Below are 22044 nucleotides of genomic sequence, written 5' to 3'. Positions count from 1 at the left end.
AATAAATTTTATACAATTTAATAATACGGATTTAAATAAACATTAAGACAGTGATTATAATATGCTTTTAAGGAGGAATTCTTACGAATAAAAATCCTGTTTTAAGAGAAGTACTTGATTGGCTGATTCATATAGGTATAGCAGTATTATTGGGGGTTTTTATTGTCAATTTCGTTGCTCAAATTACCATAGTCAACGGAAGCTCTATGGAAAAGACATTGCATGATGGTGACAGGCTTATAATAGAAAAAATCAGTCCAAGGTTTGGAAACATTAAACGGGGTGATATTGTCACAATAGATGACCCGATAAAACTAAGCAACGATACACGACCTATCATTAAAAGGGTAATCGGCGTTGAAGGGGATCGGGTTCAAATACGTGACGGCAAGGTGTTTGTCAATGGAGAGGAACTGAAAGAGGATTATATTAACGGTGACTATACCTATGAAGTTAATGAACAGTACAGCGATGTTACGGTGGAGAAAGGTCACATATATGTGCTTGGCGACAACAGACTTATGGGCATGAGCAAAGACAGCAGAACGATAGGTACAGCAAGCCTGGAATATGTTACTGGAAAGGCTTTGCTGAGATTTTATCCCTTTAATAAAATTGGATCATTCTAACTTCTCAAAATTAAAAATTTGAAACATACGTCTCACATTTGATAAATTAAAGTTCTGACAATACATAGGGTAAATTTTTTGATATTCTTAAGACAAGTATACTTTTACAATTACCCAACATATACATAAATATATGTATATTACTTATGATAATTATTAGATTGCCAATATTAGGAATAGGCTTGCAGCGAGTATTGTTATTAGTGTAAAATTGCTTTATGTGAATTAAATTATTTATTGTAGAAATCTGTCGAGTGTGTCTATTTTATAGATGGCAAATAGCTGTTATATCATGAAGTGCCTCTTGATTTTGTGCTAAAACAGATGTCAGGCTATCATAAGGGTGGATGTATTTGAAAGGGGTGTGTATGCGGCTTTAATTAAGCTGCGTTGTCTATGAAGAAATTATTGCATGTAGGATTGGATGTAGGATCAACCACTGTAAAACTGGTTATACTTGATAGACATGACAAAGTGCTGTTCAGTAAATACCAAAGACATTATTCCGATATCAGGAAAACCATATTTTCACTCATCACTGAGGCTTATAATCTGTTTTCTGATGAAGATATCACGATAATGGTAACCGGATCGGGAGGCATTTCCGTATCTGAGTGGCTGGGAATATCCTTTATACAGGAAGTAATTGCCAGCACCAAAGCCATTGAAACCTTTATTCCGCATACCGATGTGGTAATTGAATTGGGTGGGGAAGATGCCAAAATAACATATTTTGACGGCGGCATTGAACAGAGGATGAATGGTACTTGCGCCGGAGGTACCGGTGCTTTTATAGACCAAATGGCATCTTTGCTCAAAACCGATGCGGCAGGGTTAAATGAGCTGGCAAAAGGTCACAAAGTTATTTATCCCATTGCTGCAAGATGTGGAGTCTTTGCCAAATCAGATGTACAGCCGTTGATAAATGAAGGAGCTGCTAAGGAGGATATTGCAGCATCGGTCTTTCAATCGGTTGTAAATCAGACTATTAGCGGTTTGGCCTGTGGGAAACCTATTAGAGGAAATGTGGCTTTTTTAGGAGGGCCTTTGCAGTTTTTATCGGAGCTTAGAAAAAGGTTTATTGAGACGTTGAAAATTCCTGATCATCAGGTAGTTTTCCCCGAGAATGCCGAGCTCTATGTTGCTATAGGAGCGGCCTTGTCGTCTAAAGAATTAAGCCCGGTATCTTTTAAATCCATAGCGAATAAACTGCATTTGCTGAATGAAGTGACAGTTCACGAAGTTGAAAGGTTAGAGCCTTTGTTTAGGAATGAAAAGGAACTTGAGGAGTTCCGCATAAGGCACAGTGCCACTAAGGTGGAGAGAAGGGATCTTAAAACCTTTGAAGGTAACTGCTTTTTGGGAATCGATGCAGGCTCTACCACCACAAAAGCAGCTCTTATTGATGAAAAGGGAGCACTGCTTTATTCCTATTACGGCAGCAATAACGGAAGTCCTTTGAATTCAGCAGTAAATATTTTAAAAGATATATACAAGAAGTTGCCTGAAAATGCAAGAATTGTTAACTCTACCGTTACCGGATACGGTGAAGGGCTCATTAAAGCAGCCTTGGGAGTTGATATTGGAGAAATAGAAACTATTGCCCATTACAAGGCAGCTGAGAAAATACTGCCGGGTGTTGAGTTCATACTGGATATTGGCGGACAGGATATGAAATGTCTCAGGGTAAAGAACGGAGTTATTGACAGTATCATGCTAAATGAAGCATGTTCTTCAGGCTGCGGTTCCTTTATCGAGACTTTTGCCTATTCCCTCAACATGAGTGTGGAAGAATTTGCTAATGAGGCGCTTTTAGCCCAACAACCTGTAGATTTGGGTTCAAGATGTACCGTGTTTATGAATTCAAGGGTTAAGCAGGCACAGAAGGAAGGGGCGTCGGTAGGAGATATATCCTCCGGGTTGTCCTATTCGGTTATAAAAAATGCACTGCAGAAGGTTATAAAAATAAGAAATCCTGAAGAAATAGGAGATAAAGTTATTGTTCAGGGCGGTACTTTTTACAATGATGCCGTGCTGAGAAGTTTTGAACTTATATCGGGGAAAAATGCTGTAAGACCTGATATTGCAGGGCTTATGGGGGCTTATGGTGCAGCGCTGATTGCGTGCGAGAGATACGAGAAAGGCTATCAGACTACCCTTTTAAGCGAAGACCAGCTTTCGAACTTTGATATAGAAATTTCCATGAGAAGATGCGGTTTGTGCGGCAACAACTGTTTGCTGACCATTAATAAGTTTCAGGGCAGCAAGGAGTTTATATCGGGCAACCGCTGCGAAAGAGGAGCCGGAAGAGAAGAAAAGAAAGAGGATGTTCCGAACCTCTATGATTACAAATACAAAAGGATGTTTTCCTATACTCCTTTAAAGCCGGAACAAGCATTTCGCGGAACTGTGGGAATTCCGAGGGTGTTGAATATATATGAAAACTATCCGTTTTGGTTTACGTTTTTTACAGAGTTAAAATACAGAGTGGAACTCTCTCCCAGGTCATCCAAAAAGATATATAAACTTGGAATTGAAACCATACCGTCAGAGTCGGTATGCTATCCGGCAAAGCTTGTTCACGGCCATATCATGAGTTTGATAAAAAAGGGTGTGGATATTATATTCTATCCATGTCTGCCCTATGAAAATATTGAATTTGAAGATGCAGACAATCACTATAATTGTCCGATAGTTACGTCTTATCCGGAAGTGATAAGGAACAATGTGGATGCCATAAAAGAGAGCGGAACGGTATTCATGAACCCGTTTTTGCCCATCTATGACAAAAAGCGTCTTACCCAGAGGCTTTTTGAAGAATTTAACGTGTTTGGCATAACCAGAACTGAAATTGAAAATGCTGTGGAAAAGGCCTGGACTGAATTGAATAATGCAAAGAAGGATATAAGGAAAAAGGGTGAAGAGGTATTAAAATATCTTGAGAAGACAGGCCGCAAGGGAATAGTTCTGGCAGGAAGGCCTTATCATATTGACCCTGAGATAAATCACGGCATACCCAATATTATTACCGGCTTTGGAATGGCAGTTCTCACCGAGGATTCAATAGCCCATTTGGGAAAAGTGCAGAAACCTCTGAGGGTTGTTGACCAATGGATGTACCATTCAAGGCTGTATAGAGCTGCAAGTTTTGTTAAGGACAGGAAGGATTTGGAGCTTATTCAGCTGAACTCCTTCGGCTGCGGTCTTGATGCAGTTACCACCGACCAGGTTGAAGAGATATTGTCCAGTACAGGGAAAATATATACTCTTTTGAAAATTGATGAAATAGATAACCTGGGTGCGGCAAAAATTCGTATAAGATCCCTGAAAGCTGCAATGGATGAGAGGGAGAAAAATGGGTATAAGCTGCAAAAAGGCGATGCAAGCTGTAAGAAGGTAAAGTTTACTAAAGAAATGAGGAAGAACCATACCATACTGGTTCCTCAAATGTCTCCTATACATTTCCAGTTTTTAGAGGAGGCATTCAGATCGTCGGGCTATAACCTTGAAGTTTTGCCTTCGGTAGACCGAAAAGCGGTGGACGAGGGTTTGAAATATGTAAATAATGATGCCTGCTATCCTTCGATTATTGTTGTCGGTCAAATAATTTCGGCATTGAAATCGGGAAAATATGATTTGAACAATACTTCGGTAATGATATCCCAGACCGGCGGAGGATGCAGAGCCACCAATTATATCGGGTTTTTAAGAAAGGCATTGAAGAATGCAAACATGGCCCATATTCCGGTTATTTCTCTAAACTTTGCAGGGCTGGAGAAAAATCCGGGATTTAAGAAGACACCGGGTCTTATAAACAAGGCTCTTATCGCTTTGATATACGGTGACCTTTTAATGCGTGTACTTTACCGGGTAAGGCCTTATGAGAAGATAAAGGGCTCGGCAAATCTTCTGTACAACTCCTGGGTTGAAAAGTGCAAAGAGTCGGTTAGAAGCGGCAAATTCAGCACTTTTAGAGAAAATGTATACAAGATTGTTGAAGATTTCGACAACCTGAAAATTGTTGATGTGGAAAAGCCAAAAGTAGGTCTTGTAGGAGAAATACTGGTTAAATTCCATCCTATGGCCAACAATAATGTGGTTGATATAGTTGAAAAAGAAGGGGCAGAAGCGGTAATGCCCGATTTGACTGACTTCCTGCTCTATTGTGCCTATAACGGTAATTTCAAATATGAATATCTTGCCGATAAAAAGGTGCCGACCATGGTTAAAAACCTTGCCATTGACGTAATTGAGTACTACAGGAAAGATATGAGAAAGGCTCTGGAAAACAGCAAACGTTTCCATCCGCCTTGTACTATTCATGAGCTTGCGGAAATGGCATCGGAGATTTTATCCATAGGTAATCAGACGGGAGAGGGCTGGTTCCTGACAGCTGAGATGGTAGAACTTATTAAGAGTGGCGCCCAAAATATCATTTGTATGCAGCCTTTTGCATGCCTTCCGAACCATGTTACCGGAAAAGGTATGATTAAGGAACTGAGAAACAGGTATCCTAAGGCCAATATAGTTGCAGTGGATTATGACCCGGGAGCCAGTGAGGTAAATCAGCTGAACCGAATTAAACTTATGCTGTCTGTTGCCTTTAAGAATCTAAAGACTAAAGAAGAAGTGGAACAGGAAGTATTTGAAGTTATCCCTGAGAAAAGAAAAAGAAGAGGACTTAGGGTCTATAAAGTATAAGACATGAATTTGCTTTAACTATATCAAAGTATATTAAAGGAAGTAATGCAAACTACTTTTTAAGTAAATTGCACTACTTCCTTTTTATATTAAAGCAAAAGCCTGTTATACAATTCGGTTATATAGCTGAAAATGTATAATTATGTAAATATGATACTTTTTTTATGTGGTTCAGAATAAATTATATAATTTGAATCTATGTTAAATATTTAAATAGTTTTGGGAGATAAAAGAAAACTGTCGATGCTGAAAACATTGATATAAGGGTCAATGTTCGGATTTTTTACAAATTTGAAATCTTGTAAAAGATTCTGATGACCGCAGCAGTCACAGTGAAAATTCAGTCCATTGAGTTTTGCAATTTCCATTGGGGGAAGACTAAGGATTACTGATTGACAGTTGTAGCACTTTAAATCGCTAAAGTCGTACATATACTAAATCCTCCTTTTAGTTAATAGATTAGATTATGCGGATATGCCTTTTTAAGTACAAAATGTGTTTTAAAAAAACTGCTATTAATAGTTTATATGCTTTTTACCGTTTAATATGATATTAAATATAAGCAATTGGAAATGTCTTGCAAAATTTTCTGAATTACTTTCGATAAGAATAACTAAATTTTCCGAAAAAGAGAACAAAACAACAGACTAAAAATTCACACCGTGTAAAGACACTGATGTAATAAATATATTGCTGTTTTATATAATTGGAATAAGATTAAAAGATATTAAGTATTTGTAACAAATGATTAAAAGCACATAATTCAGTCTATCATCATTAATGCAGGCATTTGTATAGAATGTGCAAAAATTACTGCTAAAGTAGAGATACATATATATTATATATCTTTTGAAAAAAATATTCAAGATTAATCATAAAAAATTTTCCAGTGAATATTATTATACATAAGAATTGAATAAAGTCTTAATTGGAATTTTTGACCGGATAAAAATGTTTAAAAACGGAGGAAAAAAATGATAAAGAGGTATAAGTACAAAAAAGCCAGAGCGATAGCTTTTGTGGTACTAAGGACAACCATTATAATGCTGGCAGTGTATCTGGCCGTGAAGATAGGGATAGCCTTCGGTGACTTCCTTTACAACTGCGATAAAGTGGTTATTGCAAGCGTTGATGTGGACAACTACAGGTCGGCATTAAGAAAATCCCTTCCCATTATCGATACCATATATAACAGCGGTACTTCAAGCAATTCGTTGTCAGGGTATATGAGCGGATTTTTCAATGACTTGTTTCATTTCGATTTAAACAGTCCCATAACTATTTTAAATGCAGAGTCCTCAATTTTTCACAGTTATTACAGCAATGATTATCAAAAGCTTTTGGCTAAGGAGAATGTCAGTGACTATAAGAAGTTCAATTTCTCAGAGATTGCAAAGGATGATGGGAATGGAGGACAGTATGCTGAACCGGTTACAAGCAGCATATATATTGAAGAAAACGATGAGCCAAAAAACAATGACGGCAATGCAATATCCTATGGGAATATAGCCATTAGCAACGGCACTAAATATAAAATTAATATTGAGGAAATTATGAAAGAGCCACTTAAAATGAATTTTACAAAAAAGGGTCCGGAAATTCTTATTTACCATACTCATACATCCGAAGGGTATTTAAGGGATTTAAGCAATCTGAATAAAGAAGGGGTGCAAACCAGAACTACGGATAACCGTTGGAATGTAGTAAGGGTCGGTGAGGAATTGGCTCAAATACTTAGGAAAGAGTATGGTGTTGAGGTAATACATAATGCTGCAGTACATGATAATCCCGGGACTTCAGGTGCTTATGGAAGATCGCTTAATACTGCAACCAATATCTTAAAAAGTTATCCTTCCATAAAAATGGTAATTGATTTGCATAGAGACGGACTAAATAAGGAACATCTTAGGGTTGTGAGCGATATAAACGGTAAAAAAGCAGCAAAGATCATGTTCGTTGTGGGAACCGATTCAACAGGGCTTAGCCATCCTAATTGGAAAGAAAATCTAAAACTTGCCATAACACTTCAGGAAAAACTTAACAGAAAATATCCGGGGCTTACAAGACCCATATTGATTAGTGAGAACAGGTATAACCAGCATTTATCAAAGGGGGCAATGCTGGTGGAAGTTGGAGGAGACGGAAATTTGATAAGCGAATGCCTTGAAAGTATGAAATATTTGGCCGAAGCAATAGGTGAAATTGTAAATAATAAATAATCATTTTTAGGATATAATAATAATGTTTTTCAGGCAAAAAAAATTTTTTGAAGAAATTAGGAATTTTATGTAAGATAAATTGGAGACAGCTATGAGCAGAGTACAAAAATTTAGAGAGATAAGACATTTTAAAAGAAAATTAATATTGGCGTTTTCTTTTTTTATTTTGACTCTTTTTGTGGGAATTGGTGCAGTAGATTATTCTGTAAGCACCTTGCTTTGGGGTAAGGGAGAATTTGGCATTTTTTCTGTCGGCCCTTATGGAAACGACTATTATAAAATAAGTGTTTTCAACAATAACTTGTATATAAATACAAAATATATATCACGGGACTACAAAAGACTGGTTGAATGGATTAACAGCAAAAAAGAGATTTTCATACCTAAAAAATAAGTTAAAGCATTTACAAAATATTTGGGCTTAGATATAATAATTTATATAACTACTATTTTTATGTAATCATCGGTACAGGGGTGTTTCTGGAATTTGTTCAAAATTATGTCAAAAATTAACTAAATATCGTAATAATATGGCGAAACACTCGATTACTTTTTTACAGTAATGGAAGTGTTTTTTGTTGTTAGGGAATTTTTTACTGTTTTTATATTTCTCAATTTACTTCTTTTGAAAAATTGAATTTCTGAATCCGGAGAATTTCGATAGTTTAACTTAAAATATTGAAGTGCTTAGTTTTACAATCTGGAGGGGAAGGCACTATGAAAAAATTTGTTTTAAGCATTTTTCTGTCGACTGTAATGCTTATTCAAAGCAATAATTTTATATATGGAGCAGATAATACAAATAGGACAGCTTTTGGAAAACTTGCATTTAGCAATTACTTGTCCGGGAGTTCTAATGTTTTGTCAAGCAATATAAACAATGCCAAAATCATTTCGATTGCCCATGATAAAGGTTATGTTTTTGCAATTAAGGGTACAATTCCTGCCAAACAAATAAAATTTACTGCAAAAATGCAGGATTTCTCTTCAAAAACAATTGATGGCGATCAGGGACAGTGGTATTTCAGCAATTCGTCTGTAGCTCAGTATTCCAACGGGCAAATAAACATACTCAAAAAAGGGGTAACCAAAGCCACTTTCGTAATTAATGGTGTTTCCACCAGTCTGATGCTGTTTGCGAAGGAAAGTGAAGAGGATAGTTATGTTTTGTATGAGGAAAATTTTAACAGCTTGGTGGACGGAAGCCTGCCTTCAGGGTGGATAAGGAAAGACGGTGCCAATGGTTCGAATACCTATGTAAAAAATGGCGCACTCTATATTGATGGAAGGCTTGGTGCGGCTAGGGTTTTATTGCCGGAGTATTTGAGCAAATTCGGAAACTATGTCATTGAAGCCGATGTAACCAATTTAAGTGCCAATGACGATATGAGCTGGGGCGCGATAATGTACAGGATACAGAAAAACGATTATCCTTACTACCAAATGACTGTAAAAAAGAAAGCAACTGCTGCAAACGGTACGGAATTTGCCGAAAAGGATATCAATAACAATTGGATTGTGGGAAAAATCAACTTTTTTTATGAAGATATAAATGAGTCAAAGATGTATCATTATAAGGTTAAAGCTTATAACAATATAGTAGAGCAATGGATCGGTAATGTTATGCTTATGAGCGTGGATACATGGGGCATATATCCTGCGGGGGGAATCGGTTTTCAAGCCAGCGGTTGTATCATGAAAGTGGACAATGTAAAAGTGTCTTTGCTGGAAGAGCCATTGGGACCTGTGAAGTCTCCTGAGGATAATTTCGCCAGGGTTAAAGAAGTTAATACAAAGATAGCCATGGCACCCACATTGGTTTCCGAAATAAAAAGCAAAGAGGAGTTTGACAGGCTTATTTCCAATGGGCAAGTTGGTACAATAATTCTTTCGGTCAACAAAAACCTGGAAGTTACGGGATATGGCCCTAATAATGTGATAGGCACTGTTGCTTCATTTTATGAAGCAATGAAATCCAAAGTAATTCCCGCTTTCAGAGTAAACGATTTAGAGTCTGCCCAAGCTATATCGAAGTATCTGAAAGATAACGGAATAGAAGATGTTTTTGTGATTTCAAAGTATCCCGATCTGGTCAGGGAGGCGAGGAAGAATTATGCTTTTGTAAGAGGAATTGTTGAATTTGAGAGTCTTCCTTCCAATTTAGACTCAAACCAGCTTTTGAATATAGTAAGTTTTGCAAACCGCAATCTTTCGCGGATAGTGCTGATTCCTTCGGATGCAGCAACAAAAAACAATGTTCGTTATCTGCAGCAGAGATTGATTACTGTATGGACAAAGGATACAGCCAAAGATAATGGCAACGAGAAAATTGTCAATCTTCATAGAATAATTGCATCAGGGTCTAACGGGATTTTGACCGATTCGGTGGAAAAAGCGGTACAAGCCTTGTCTTTGTACAACAAGAATACCACAATCATTAGAAAGCCTTTTTTGATTGGGCACAGAGGAGTTCCCCAACTTGCACCGGAAAATACCATTGAAGGTGCCGAGCTTGCTTTCACCCTTGGTGCCGACATGGTGGAGAATGATATATGGATTACAAAGGCCGGTGCCGACGGTAAGCAGCATTTGGTGGTAATACATGATGAGACTCTTGAACGCACTACCACCGGAAAAGGAAAAGTTTCGGAAATGACCCTTGAGCAGATAAGGACATATTTTGCCAACAATCAGTTTAAAAATAAATATCCAGCCGCTAAAGTTCCGACACTGGCTCAGTACTTTGAAAAGTTTAACGGCAGAGACAAGACAATTTTAGTTGAAATAAAGAGCAAAGACCCTAAAACGGCTGATAGTTTTGTTGAACTAGTAGAAAATTCCAGAGCTTACGGACAAGCTATAGCCATTTCATCAAACAATGATCAGCTTAAAAGAATCAAGGCTTTGATGCCTGAAATATCTCTTGGGAACATCAGGGCCGGATACGATTTTAAATCGGATGCTTATGGGGCACTGCGCTATGCTTTGTGGGAAGCTCAGTCCTTAGACTCAAGTCTTATGCCCAATTGCGAATCAATAAGCAAAGATTTTATGGAGATTGCAAAACACAGAGGGATGACCATCTGGCCATGGAATATCAATGACATAAGTACAGCCATTCACTATTTTAAAATGGGTGTATGGGGCATATCAACCGATTGTGCTTTTGTATTTTCCGACTGGGCTGCGGATATTACTCCCAAACAAAGCAATGTATATATGAAATCCGGAGAGTTGTCCCTGCTTGAGGCAAATATAAAAACTTATAACGGAACTGTTAAAAGTGTAATTCCGGAAGTTGTTGTCATTGGCGGTGATGATTGCATAGAAGTTTTAGGCAGCATTGTTAAAGCAAAAAAACCAGGTATTGTTTATGTATTACTTAGATATACTGCACGTTTGTCTGGACTTCCCGAGGATGTTTACGACCTTTATACCGAACCGGTTAGAATACAGGTGGGTTAAAGTTTAGGTAATTTAAGTAGAAAAAATAAATTAAATATTCTATTCACAAAAAAGTTCTTGTGCTATAATTATATGCTGGTATAGTTATAGTTATGAGAACTTATTTTGTTTAGATTTAAGAATTACGCAATATTTTGTGATTATCCATGAATTGATGTCCGCGACGGAAGCAAATACTAGATTTTATTCGATTGAATTTTCAGAAGAAATGCAAAATGGTTTGTGGTATATAATTTTTTAAATATAGATTGGAGAAAATTAAGGCAATTTTTTAATTTTTATTGGAGGATGAATTAATGGCAAGTGAAAGGCAAAAGAAAATCAGAAATTTTTGTATAATTGCGCATATAGACCACGGAAAGTCTACATTGGCCGATAGGCTGATTGAGGAGACAGGAGTTCTTACAAAACGTGAGATGGAAGACCAGATTCTCGACAATATGGACATTGAGCGTGAACGCGGTATAACCATCAAGTCCCAGGCTGTTAGAATGGTTTACAAGGCTGAAGATGGGGAAGAATATATCTTAAATCTCATAGATACCCCGGGGCATGTGGATTTCAATTATGAAGTATCACGCAGTCTTGCTGCCTGTGAGGGTGCAATACTTGTGGTAGATGCTGCCCAGGGGATAGAGGCACAAACTTTGGCCAATGTATATCTTGCTATTGAACATGATCTTGAAATATTGCCTGTAATTAATAAAATTGATTTGCCAAGTGCTCAGCCTGATGTGGTAAAGAAAGAAATTGAGGATGTCATAGGGCTTGATGCCGGCGATGCACCGCTGATTTCAGCGAAAAACGGGATTAATATAAAAGATGTTTTGGAAAAGGTGGTACAGGTAATACCTTGTCCAAAAGGGGATGAGGACGCACCTTTGCGCGCTCTGATATTCGATTCCTACTATGACAGTTATAAGGGTGTTATTGTATACATAAGGGTTAAAGAGGGAACTGTAAAAGTTGGTGACCAGATCCGAATGATGTACACTCAAAAGGATTTTGTGGTTACTGAGGTAGGATATTTCAGACCGGGATCCCTGTCCCCCTGTAATGAGCTCAAAGCCGGTGAAGTGGGATACATTGCCGCCAGTATAAAGAATGTTAAGGATACAAGGGTTGGAGATACTGTAACTTTGGCAACCAATCCGGCCAAAGAACCTCTACCGGGTTATAAAAAGGTTAATCCAATGGTGTTTTGCGGTATTTATCCTGCCGACGGCTCCAAATATGGTGATTTAAGGGATGCGCTGGAAAAACTGCAATTGAATGATGCTTCTCTTACTTTTGAACCGGAGTCTTCCGTTGCTTTGGGATTCGGATTCCGATGTGGCTTTTTGGGACTTCTTCATATGGAAATTATTCAGGAGCGCCTTGAGAGGGAATACGATTTTGACCTTGTAACCACTGCCCCCAGTGTTATTTACAAGGTGGTAAAAAAAGACGGAGAGGAAATGCATATAGATAATCCTACAAATTTACCGCCGCCAACGGAAATTGACTACATGGAAGAACCCATTGTAAAGGCTACCATAATGTCTCCCACTGAATTTGTCGGAAATATTATGGAACTTTCTCAGGAACGCCGCGGAATATACAAGGATATGACCTATATTGACGAAAACAGAGTAATGCTGACCTATGAAATACCGTTAAACGAAATAATATATGACTTTTTCGATGCTTTAAAGTCAAGGACAAAGGGATATGCTTCCTTAGACTATGAGCTTTTGGGATACAGGAAATCCGATCTTGTAAAGCTTGACATACTTTTAAATGGAGAAGTAGTGGATGCGCTTTCCTTTATTGTTCACAAGGATAAAGCTTATGCCCGGGGAAGAAGGATTGCTGAAAAGCTTAAGGAGACTATTCCGAGACAGCAGTTTGAAATTCCAATCCAGGCGTGTATCGGAGGCAAAATAATTGCCAGAGAAACGGTAAAGGCATACCGGAAAGATGTTCTGGCAAAATGTTACGGTGGAGATATAACGAGAAAGAAAAAGCTTTTGGAAAAGCAAAAGGAAGGAAAGAAGAGAATGCGTCAGGTGGGAAGTGTGGAAGTTCCGCAGGAAGCCTTCATGAGTGTTCTCAAACTGGATACTTAAGGATGTGCTTTAGTATGAACGGTAACATAGGTATATATATACACATACCTTTTTGCAAAACAAAGTGCTATTACTGCGACTTTAATTCTTTTGCATGCAGGGATGAATTTGTCCCTGCATATTTTAGTGCTTTAAAAAAGGAAATTGCTTTATATTCTGAAAAGCTTAAAGGATTTAATATAAAATCGGTTTTTATCGGGGGAGGAACACCTTCGTCGGTTGATGCACAATATATATATGAAGTTATGCATTTAATATATAAAGAATTCTGTATAGATAAAGAGGCAGAGATCAGTATTGAGGCAAATCCCGGAACATTAACGGTGGAAAAGCTTAAAACCTACAAAGACATAGGTATAAACCGGATAAGTATAGGACTGCAGGCGTGGCAGGATACCATACTTAAAAGATTGGGCAGAATTCATACATCCGAGGAGTTTGAACAGAATTTTAAAGCGGCAAGAAAGATTGGTTTTGACAATATTAATGTGGATTTGATTTTCGGAATTCCCGGTCAAACTGTTGAGGATTGGCGTTACACTTTGGAAATGGTAACGGCTTTGGAACCGGAGCATTTGTCGTGCTACAGCCTAAAGATTGAAGAAGGAACAGTGTTCGGAAATATGCTTGAAAGGGGAGAACTTGTACCTTTAGAGGATGATATTGACCGGGAAATGTATAGTTTCTGTAAAGACTATCTTTTGAAAAAAGGGTATAGGCATTATGAAATATCCAATTTTGCCAAGCCGGGTTTTACATGCCGTCACAATCTGATTTATTGGCAAGCTGAAGAATATATAGGTTTTGGTACGGGTGCCCATTCTTTTTTTGAATCTGCCCGATTTAACAATAAATATGACCTGGAAGGTTATATAAACGATATAAAGGAAGGCAAAGCGGTTTCGGAAAACTTTGAGTTTATTAATGAGAAGGAAAGAATGGCCGAGTTTATGATTCTGGGGTTGAGGCTTATTGACGGAGTGCGTATGGAGGATTTCAGAAGAAGATTCAATGAAGAAATCCATAAGGTATATGGCCACCAAATTGACAGAATGGTGGAAAAGAACCTGCTGACGGTAAAAGACGGAAGAATCGCTTTAAGTTCATTGGGTCTTGATTTTGCAAATCAGGTATTCATGGAATTTATTTAAGCTTTTTGCATAATTTTTTTAACATAAAGTACAATTAAAAAGGACAGCATGAGAATACTGAGAAGAGGCGAATAATGCAGCTGTTCAAAAGCAAATAATATCCATAAAAATATCTTGACAAAAGAAAACTACGGTGGTATTTTTAGAATAGAATTAGCACTCAACCGATTAGAGTGCTAACAAAGGGAGAGAGAAATGATGTTTTTGGACGATAGGAAGAAGATGATTCTACATGCTATTATCGACGATTACATCAGCACAGCAGAACCTATAGGCTCAAGGTCAGTTTCAAAAAGACATGAACTGGGTTTGAGTTCTGCCACCATTAGAAACGAAATGTCGGATCTGGAAGAAATGGGGTATCTGATACAGCCGCATACATCAGCGGGAAGAATACCTTCCGACAAAGGGTACAGGTTTTATGTCGATCAGCTCATGAAAACATGTGAGCTTACAGTTGATGAGATAAATGCTATGAAAAGTGAAATGGAAACCAAGATTAATGAACTAAGTCAGCTCTTGAGGAAGGCATCGGCAACTATATCCCGTTTCACGAAATATACTTCTATGGCATCGCTTCCTGAGAGCAAGAAAAGTGTATTGAAGGCTGTACAAGTTGTTCCTATAGAAAAGGGCAGTGCATTGGTGGTTGTAGTTACCAATGCGGGAATTGTTAAAAATACTTTGATTAAGATTCCTGAAACTGTCTCACCGGATTTTTTAATAAGGGTTTCCAATATTATTAATGAGAAGTTATGCGGTCTTACATTAGAAAAGATAAATATTGAAGTTATCAGGGAAATAGAGATTTTAATAGGTTCACCCCAGGAGGTGTTAATGCCTGTTCTAAACGGGGTAACCGAATGCATAAACCAGATTGACCAGGCTGAAGTATACCTTGAAGGTACGGCAAATATATTGAATCATCCTGAATTTAAGGATATAGGCAAAGCCAGAGAGTTTTTAAATATGATAGATACCAAGAACGTACTGATTTTGCTTCTCAAAAACATGAGAGAAACCAATGCAGATGGAGTGAGCATACGAATAGGCAGAGAAAATGTAATTGAGGAAATGTGGGATTGCAGTGTAATTACAGCCACCTACAGTCTAGGTAGAGTGGTTGTGGGGACTATTGGAATAATTGGGCCTATGAGGATGGAATATGCGAGGGTGCTTGCAGCATTGAATTATGTCAGGAAAAAGATAAATGAAGAGATTGCTAAGATAATTGGTTTTGATACTAATTATAAAGAACTTACCAGCGACAGTAATATAACCAAAGGAGGGCTAAAAGATTCAAATGGAGAAAAAGGATAACCTATCAAAAGAGTTGGAGCAGGATTTAAATGAAGAAAACTTGGCTAAAGACCTTGAAAACGATAATGAAACAAGCAAAGTAAGAAATGCTGATAATGAAGCTGAAACCGATACAGAAACTAGTGCTGAAAATACTTGTGAGTCGGAGCAATCAAGTGAGACATCATCTTGCGATGAGCTGGAGAAAATAAAAGCAGAGTTGGAAGAAAAAACGAAAAAGTGTGAAGAATATTTTGAAAGGCTTCAGAGGACGGCAGCTGAGTTTGATAACTACAAGAAGAGAACTGCCAGGGAAAAGGAAGCCCTGTATTTGGATGCAACAAGTGATATAGTGGCTGCTTTCCTGCCGGTAATTGACAATATCGAAAGGGCACTGGAGGCTGCAAATAACACTGCTAATGCCGATTCGCTTAAAGAAGGCATTGAACTGGTTTACCGCCAGATACAGGATGTGTTAAAAAAATTGGATGTTGAAGTTATCCAGGCAGTAGGTAATGAGTTTGATCCTAATTTGCATAACGCAGTTTCTCATATAGATGATGAAAATTATGGAAGCAATGTAGTGGTAGAGGAATTCCAAAAGGGATATATTTATAAGGATAAGGTTATAAGATACAGTATGGTTAAAGTGGCAAATTAAGTTTCAAAAATCTCATTGTCAATATAAAGTATCTTATGAGGGAATAATAACTTTAAAAAATAGCCATTTAATCTAAAAAATGTTATTTATTTTTTTGTGAAATTCATCGAGCACTTAACGATAAATTTATTCTATAGAAGGAGGCTTTTATTATGGGAAAAGTTATCGGTATAGACTTGGGTACTACGAACTCATGCGTAGCGGTAATGGAAGGTGGAGAACCTGTTGTAATAGCAAATTCTGAAGGCAGCAGAACAACACCATCGGTTGTAGCATTTTCTAAGACAGGTGAAAGGCTGGTAGGTCAAGTTGCCAAAAGGCAGGCTATTACCAATCCTGAAAGAACAATTATCTCTATAAAGAGAGATATGGGTACAGACAGAAAAGTAATAATTGATGATAAATCATACACACCTCAGGAAATTTCAGCTATGATTCTTCAAAAGATTAAAGCTGATGCGGAAAGTTATTTGGGTGAAAAAGTTACTCAGGCTGTTATAACTGTTCCTGCATACTTCAGTGACTCACAGAGACAGGCTACCAAGGATGCCGGTAAGATTGCGGGACTTGAGGTGTTAAGGATTATAAACGAGCCTACGGCTGCAGCTTTGGCTTACGGTCTTGATAAGGAAACTGACCAAAAAATCCTTGTATTTGACCTTGGTGGAGGTACCTTTGACGTATCAATCCTGGAAATTGGCGACGGAGTTTTTGAAGTTTTGGCAACAAGCGGTAACAACAGACTTGGCGGTGACGATTTCGACCAAAGGATAATAGATTATTTGGTAGATACCTTTAAGAAAGAAAATGGTATAGATTTAAAAGCTGACAAAATGGCTATGCAGAGACTTAAAGAAGCTGCAGAGAAAGCCAAGATTGAGCTTTCCGGTGTTACAACAACCAATATTAATTTGCCGTTTATAACAGCTGACGCTACTGGACCGAAACATCTTGATATGACACTTACAAGAGCAAAGTTTGAGGAATTGACTGCCGATCTTGTGGAAAAGACTATGGAACCAACAAGACGTGCAATGGAAGATGCAGGTCTTAGTCCCAATGATATAGATAAGATCCTTTTGGTAGGCGGTTCCACAAGAATACCGGCTGTTCAGGAAGCTGTAAGGAAATTTTTCAATAAAGAACCTTTCAAAGGTATAAACCCTGATGAATGTGTTGCAATCGGTGCTGCAATACAGGCAGGAGTTCTTACCGGTGAAGTAAAAGACTTGCTTCTCCTTGACGTAACTCCTCTTTCTCTTGGTATTGAAACCCTTGGAGGAGTATTTACAAAATTGATTGAAAGAAATACAACCATTCCTGCAAAGAAGAGTCAGATTTTCTCAACGGCTGCCGACGGACAGACTGCCGTTACGGTAAGGGTATTCCAGGGAGAAAGACAGATGGCTGCCGACAACAAGCTGTTGGGTGAGTTTAATCTTGACGGTATTCCACCGGCACCAAGAGGAGTTCCTCAAATTGAAGTTACCTTTGATATAGATGCCAACGGTATTGTACATGTTTCCGCAAAGGATTTGGGTACAGGCAAAGAGCAGAAGATTACCATTACTGCTTCCACAAACTTGACAGAGGAAGAAATTGATAGAGCTGTTAAGGAAGCACAAAGATATGAGGCTGAGGACAAAGCCAGAAAAGAAGCGGTTGAAATCAGAAATAATGCCGATTCCATGGTATTCCAGTCTGAAAAGACTTTGAAAGACCTTGGAGATAAGATATCCGGCGAAGACAAGCAAAAGATTGAAGCTGAAATAAACAAAGTAAAAGAAGCATTAAAGGGTACCGATACAGAAGCTATTAAGAAAGCGACAGAGGATTTGAGCAAAGCCTTTTATGAGGTATCGGCAAAGATCTATCAGCAGAATCCCGGTGCCGCAGGTCCGAATATGGGCGGAGGACAGCAGAGCGAATATGCCGGTGGACAGGAAAACGTCTATGATGCCGATTACAAAGTGGTTGACGACGACAAATAATATTTCATATATTTATAAAAGGCCAAAGTCATTGTATATGGCTTTGGCTTTTTTTAAGAGATTTGCTATTGCTTTATGCTATATGATATAATTTTTTTTATTCGTATAAAACTTTTGGTTTAGAGGAGTTGGTTGGATGTCAAGTAAGAGGGACTACTATGAAGTCCTTGGTGTTAGCAAAAATGCATCCGATGCTGAGATAAAAAAGGCCTACAGAAAATTGGCAAAGCAATATCATCCCGATATTAATCCGGGGAATAAGGAAGCTGAAGCTAAATTTAAAGAGATAAATGAAGCTTATGAAGTTTTAAGCGATCCTCAAAAGAGAGCGCAGTATGATCAATTTGGCCATTCCGCTTTTGAACAGGGCGGATTTGGAGGAGGCTTTAGCGGCTTCGGCGGATTTTCTGACTTTGACTTTGGCGATTTTGGAGATATTTTTGAGACATTTTTTGGAGGTTTTGGAGGAAGAACCTCATCCAGAACACGTCGAGGTCCACAAAAGGGTGCCGATTTGAAAACTTCTGTGGAAATTAGTTTTGAAGAGGCGGCCTTTGGAGTCGAAAAGGAAATTTCGATTCACCGCATGGAAATTTGTGACAAGTGCCAAGGTTCAGGATCGAAGCCCGGTACAAGTCCTGTAACATGTCAGCATTGTAATGGAACCGGGCAGATTCAGTATAAGCAGAGAACTCCTTTCGGTCAGTTTGTAAATATAAAGACCTGTGATGTGTGTCATGGAGAAGGCAAGGTTATAACTGATCCTTGTGACAAGTGTAATGGCAAAGGAAGAGTCAGGAATCAAAATAAAATTAAAGTAGAAATACCTGCGGGAATTAATGACGGACAGACAATAAGACTGGGCGGAGGAGGAGAACCTGGCTTAAAAGGTGGTCCATCCGGTGATTTGTTTATTAATGTGAAGGTAAAACCCCATGCTATTTTTGAAAGAAAGGGTAATGATATTATTTGCGAAATACCCATAACTTTTGTGCAAGCTGCATTGGGAGCAGAGCTGGAAGTTCCTACCCTGGAAGGCAAGGTAAAATATCAAATACCGGAAGGTACTCAAACAGGTTCGATTTTCAAGCTTAAGAACAAAGGAATACCTTTCATCAGGGGAAGTGGACGTGGTGACCAGTACTTCAAAGTGCATGTTGAAGTACCGAAGAAACTTAATGAGAAGCAAAAAGCTATTTTAAGAGAATTTGCAGAGTTGAGCGGCGATGAAGTACATGAGCAGAGGAAAAGCTTCTTTGATAAGATGAAGGATGCTTTAGGAATGTAGAAGAACAGAGGAGGACTTTATGATTTGGTATGAAATAAAGATAAAAACAACAGGCGAAGCATACGATGCTGTGACGGATATGCTTACAAACATAGGAGCGGGAGGAGTGGCTATTGAAGACCCTAACGATATTATAAGCGAACTTTCAAAGCCCGATACGTTGGATTATGCCGATGATGAATTTTTAAGTACATTGGGGGATGGAGTCACAATAAAGGCGTATTTTCCCGAAGAGACAAACATTCCCGAACTTACCGAATTAATTAAGGAAAAACTTAAGTTTATCGGTCAATTTCTTGAGATTGGTGAAGGATTTATAGGAATTTCCCAGGTGAATGAAGAAGATTGGAGTACTTCCTGGAAGAAATATTACAAGCCTTTTAATTTAACTGACAAACTTGTTATTAAACCTTCGTGGGAAGACTACCGACAAAAGAACGATGAAATTATAATTGAGATGGACCCGGGTATGGCTTTCGGAACCGGAACCCATGAAACCACAAAAATGTGTGCTGTATTGCTGGAAAAGCATCTTAAATCCAGTGATACTGTATTGGATTTGGGTTGCGGTACCGGCATACTTTCAATAATTGCCGCAAAATTGGGTGCAAAATCTGTGACGGCAGTAGACATTGACGAGGTGGCAGTAAAGGTTGCCAGGGAAAACTCCGAAATTAACAGTGTGAGTGATAAGGTTACGGTTATTAAAGGAGTTATTGACAACTTAAAAAAAGGAGAAAAATTTGACATTATTGTTGCGAATATCATTGCAAATGTTATAATTGATATATCGGACAAAATTTCATCCTATCTGAAGCAGGACGGTATTTTTATCACTTCTGGAATTATCCGGGAAAGAAAAGATGAAGTGCTGGAAACATATGCAAAGCTGGGTTTTAGAAGTATACAGATTGAAGAACTTGGAGAATGGGTGGCGATTGTATTTAAATGCCTAGATTCTTTATAAACTCTGAAGACATTTTTGACGATAATATAAATATAAAAGGTGATGATTACAATCACATTAAAAAAGTACTGAGGCTTAAGTGCGGAGAGATCATTACCTTAAGTGACGGTGTCGGAAATGAGTATGCGGCAAGGATTGAAGCCTTTGGCGACGGCTTTGTACATACTAAGATTGTCGAGTCTTATAAAAATGCAACAGAGCCGCCCGTTAAAGTAACTTTGTATCAAGGTTTGCCCAAATCGGACAAGATGGATTTTATAATTCAGAAAAGCGTTGAGTTGGGGATAAGTAAAGTAGTTCCGGTTCTAACCGAAAGGACCGTGGTGAAAATAGATAATCAAAAGGATGCCCAAAAAAAATGGGAAAGGTGGAACCGTATTTCGCAAGAAGCGGCTAAACAAAGTAATAGGGGCATCATACCTGAAGTAGAACTTCCCATAAGCTTTAAAGAAGCGATAAAACAGATAAAAAATGGGTCTTTGTCAATAATACCGTATGAAAAAGAATCAAAAAAATCATTAAAGCAGATTCTGAAATCCAATGGTCATATGAAAGATATCTCTGTTTTTATTGGACCGGAAGGCGGATTTACCGAGCAGGAGATAGAAGAGGCTATAAGTTTTGGAATTAATCCCGTTACATTAGGGCCTAGAATATTAAGAACTGAAACTGCCGGTATTGCCGTTTTATCAATATTGATGTATGAAGTGGGAGATGTTGGCTGATGCGAAGACTTACTTTTTGTGTTGTAGACGATGCAGTTTTCATGCGCACACTGCTGAAAAAGATGATTGAGGAAGTTGAAGGCTATAAAGTAGTGGGCGAGGGTTCTAACGGCTATGATGCAATCGATTTGGCTAAGATTTATAAACCAGATGTAATGACTTTGGATATTACTATGCCTGATTTAGACGGAATAAAGGCTATTGAAGACGTTTTAAAGGTCAGTCCCCAGACCAAAATAATTATGGTTTCGGCAATGGGGCAGCAGTCAATGGTTATTGAGGCAATAAAACTTGGTGCCAAGGATTTTGTGGTAAAGCCTTTTGAAAAAGATAGGGTTTTGCAAGCCATAAAGAATGTAACGGGCAATTGAGAAATTCATTTCGGAATAATACTTAGTGACTTCAATGTAAGCATATTTTAGTTCAATATAAGCATTAAAAAAGTCCTTGATATTTTTCAAAAGGGCTTTTATTTTTTGGAGTGTACCGGACCAGGTTTTATAACAATTTGTGGCAATTAAGAAGCATGTTGTAATTTTTTGATTCATAGTCTATACTTTTAAATAGGGATACATTATCGATAAATTTTGCTTTATATATCGATTATATAGGTTTTAAATATGGATTACTATTCAATAGTCTCCGGATATCAATATATAACAATTCTTTAAATACAGTCGAAGCTGGGTAAAAGCTTTGCATCACAATTGAGTTTCCCGACAATATAATATGTTTTAAAGCTTTAGAATATAAAATTGAACTGTGTACGTAGAAAGGTTCAATATTAATTTTCAGGTTTGGTGCAAACCGGTATGGAAATTTTTTGATATATATGGGGGT

The 22044-nt window shown here is 37.9% G+C and carries 15 protein-coding genes; 14 read left to right on the top strand and 1 reads right to left on the bottom strand.

What is annotated here, in order from left to right; all coding sequences use genetic code 11:
• Window positions 1–77: 77 nt before the first annotated feature.
• Both lepB and CLOCL_RS13590 read left to right on the top strand, forming a co-directional pair.
• On the top strand, window positions 78–629 hold the full coding sequence (lepB, locus tag CLOCL_RS13595) for a signal peptidase I (RefSeq protein WP_014255882.1): 552 nt from the start codon (window positions 78–80) through the stop codon (window positions 627–629).
• Between the two features lie 396 nt (window positions 630–1025).
• Window positions 1026–5330, top strand: a complete 4305-nt coding sequence (locus CLOCL_RS13590) for a 2-hydroxyacyl-CoA dehydratase (protein WP_014255881.1) — start codon at window positions 1026–1028, stop codon at window positions 5328–5330.
• A 209-nt stretch (window positions 5331–5539) separates the two neighbouring features.
• Here the strand turns inward: CLOCL_RS13590 and CLOCL_RS13585 are convergent, their stop codons facing one another.
• On the bottom strand, window positions 5540–5761 hold the full coding sequence (locus CLOCL_RS13585; RefSeq protein ID WP_014255880.1) for a hypothetical protein: 222 nt from the start codon (window positions 5759–5761) through the stop codon (window positions 5540–5542).
• 543 nt (window positions 5762–6304) lie between these two features.
• Between CLOCL_RS13585 and spoIIP the strand changes: the two genes are divergently transcribed.
• From spoIIP to CLOCL_RS13525, 12 genes are all read left to right on the top strand, one after another.
• Window positions 6305–7549, top strand: a complete 1245-nt coding sequence (gene spoIIP / locus CLOCL_RS13580; protein WP_014255879.1) for a stage II sporulation protein P — start codon at window positions 6305–6307, stop codon at window positions 7547–7549.
• Window positions 7550–7640: 91 nt separating this feature from the next.
• On the top strand, window positions 7641–7943 hold the full coding sequence (locus CLOCL_RS13575) for a hypothetical protein (RefSeq protein ID WP_014255878.1): 303 nt from the start codon (window positions 7641–7643) through the stop codon (window positions 7941–7943).
• A 323-nt stretch (window positions 7944–8266) separates the two neighbouring features.
• On the top strand, window positions 8267–11014 hold the full coding sequence (locus CLOCL_RS13570) for a glycerophosphodiester phosphodiesterase family protein (RefSeq protein WP_014255877.1): 2748 nt from the start codon (window positions 8267–8269) through the stop codon (window positions 11012–11014).
• A 296-nt stretch (window positions 11015–11310) separates the two neighbouring features.
• Window positions 11311–13122 (top strand): translation elongation factor 4, encoded by a 1812-nt coding sequence (gene lepA / locus CLOCL_RS13565; RefSeq protein ID WP_014255876.1) that lies wholly within the window; start codon window positions 11311–11313, stop codon window positions 13120–13122.
• 14 nt (window positions 13123–13136) lie between these two features.
• On the top strand, window positions 13137–14273 hold the full coding sequence (gene hemW / locus CLOCL_RS13560; protein WP_014255875.1) for a radical SAM family heme chaperone HemW: 1137 nt from the start codon (window positions 13137–13139) through the stop codon (window positions 14271–14273).
• A 198-nt stretch (window positions 14274–14471) separates the two neighbouring features.
• On the top strand, window positions 14472–15593 hold the full coding sequence (hrcA, locus tag CLOCL_RS13555; RefSeq protein ID WP_052306598.1) for a heat-inducible transcriptional repressor HrcA: 1122 nt from the start codon (window positions 14472–14474) through the stop codon (window positions 15591–15593).
• Window positions 15577–16233: a nucleotide exchange factor GrpE gene (grpE, locus tag CLOCL_RS13550; protein WP_014255873.1), complete on the top strand. Its 657-nt coding sequence runs from the start codon at window positions 15577–15579 to the stop codon at window positions 16231–16233. Before hrcA ends, grpE begins: the two co-directional genes overlap by 17 nt.
• Before the next feature lie 152 nt (window positions 16234–16385).
• Window positions 16386–18224 carry a molecular chaperone DnaK gene (dnaK, locus tag CLOCL_RS13545; protein WP_014255872.1) on the top strand — a complete coding sequence of 613 codons (1839 nt, stop codon included), beginning with the start codon at window positions 16386–16388 and terminating at the stop codon, window positions 18222–18224.
• 136 nt (window positions 18225–18360) lie between these two features.
• A complete protein-coding gene (gene dnaJ / locus CLOCL_RS13540) occupies window positions 18361–19512 on the top strand; it encodes a molecular chaperone DnaJ (protein ID WP_014255871.1) in 1152 nt (383 codons plus the stop codon).
• Between the two features lie 19 nt (window positions 19513–19531).
• Window positions 19532–20479, top strand: coding sequence for a 50S ribosomal protein L11 methyltransferase (prmA, locus tag CLOCL_RS13535; protein WP_014255870.1), 948 nt, complete (start codon window positions 19532–19534; stop codon window positions 20477–20479).
• The gene (locus CLOCL_RS13530; protein WP_014255869.1) at window positions 20461–21204 is read left to right on the top strand and encodes a 16S rRNA (uracil(1498)-N(3))-methyltransferase; all 744 of its coding nucleotides are present in this window, start codon (window positions 20461–20463) and stop codon (window positions 21202–21204) included. The genes prmA and CLOCL_RS13530 overlap by 19 nt, the downstream gene beginning before the upstream one ends.
• A complete protein-coding gene (locus CLOCL_RS13525) occupies window positions 21204–21575 on the top strand; it encodes a response regulator (RefSeq protein ID WP_014255868.1) in 372 nt (123 codons plus the stop codon). The genes CLOCL_RS13530 and CLOCL_RS13525 overlap by 1 nt, the downstream gene beginning before the upstream one ends.
• Window positions 21576–22044 lie beyond the last annotated feature (469 nt).

The sequence above is a fragment of the Acetivibrio clariflavus DSM 19732 genome (assembly GCF_000237085.1).
GTDB classification, from domain to species: Bacteria; Bacillota; Clostridia; order Acetivibrionales; family Acetivibrionaceae; genus Acetivibrio; species Acetivibrio clariflavus.
Note: the sequence above shows the minus strand (reverse complement) of the source record. Positions and strands in the feature narration are given on the sequence as shown.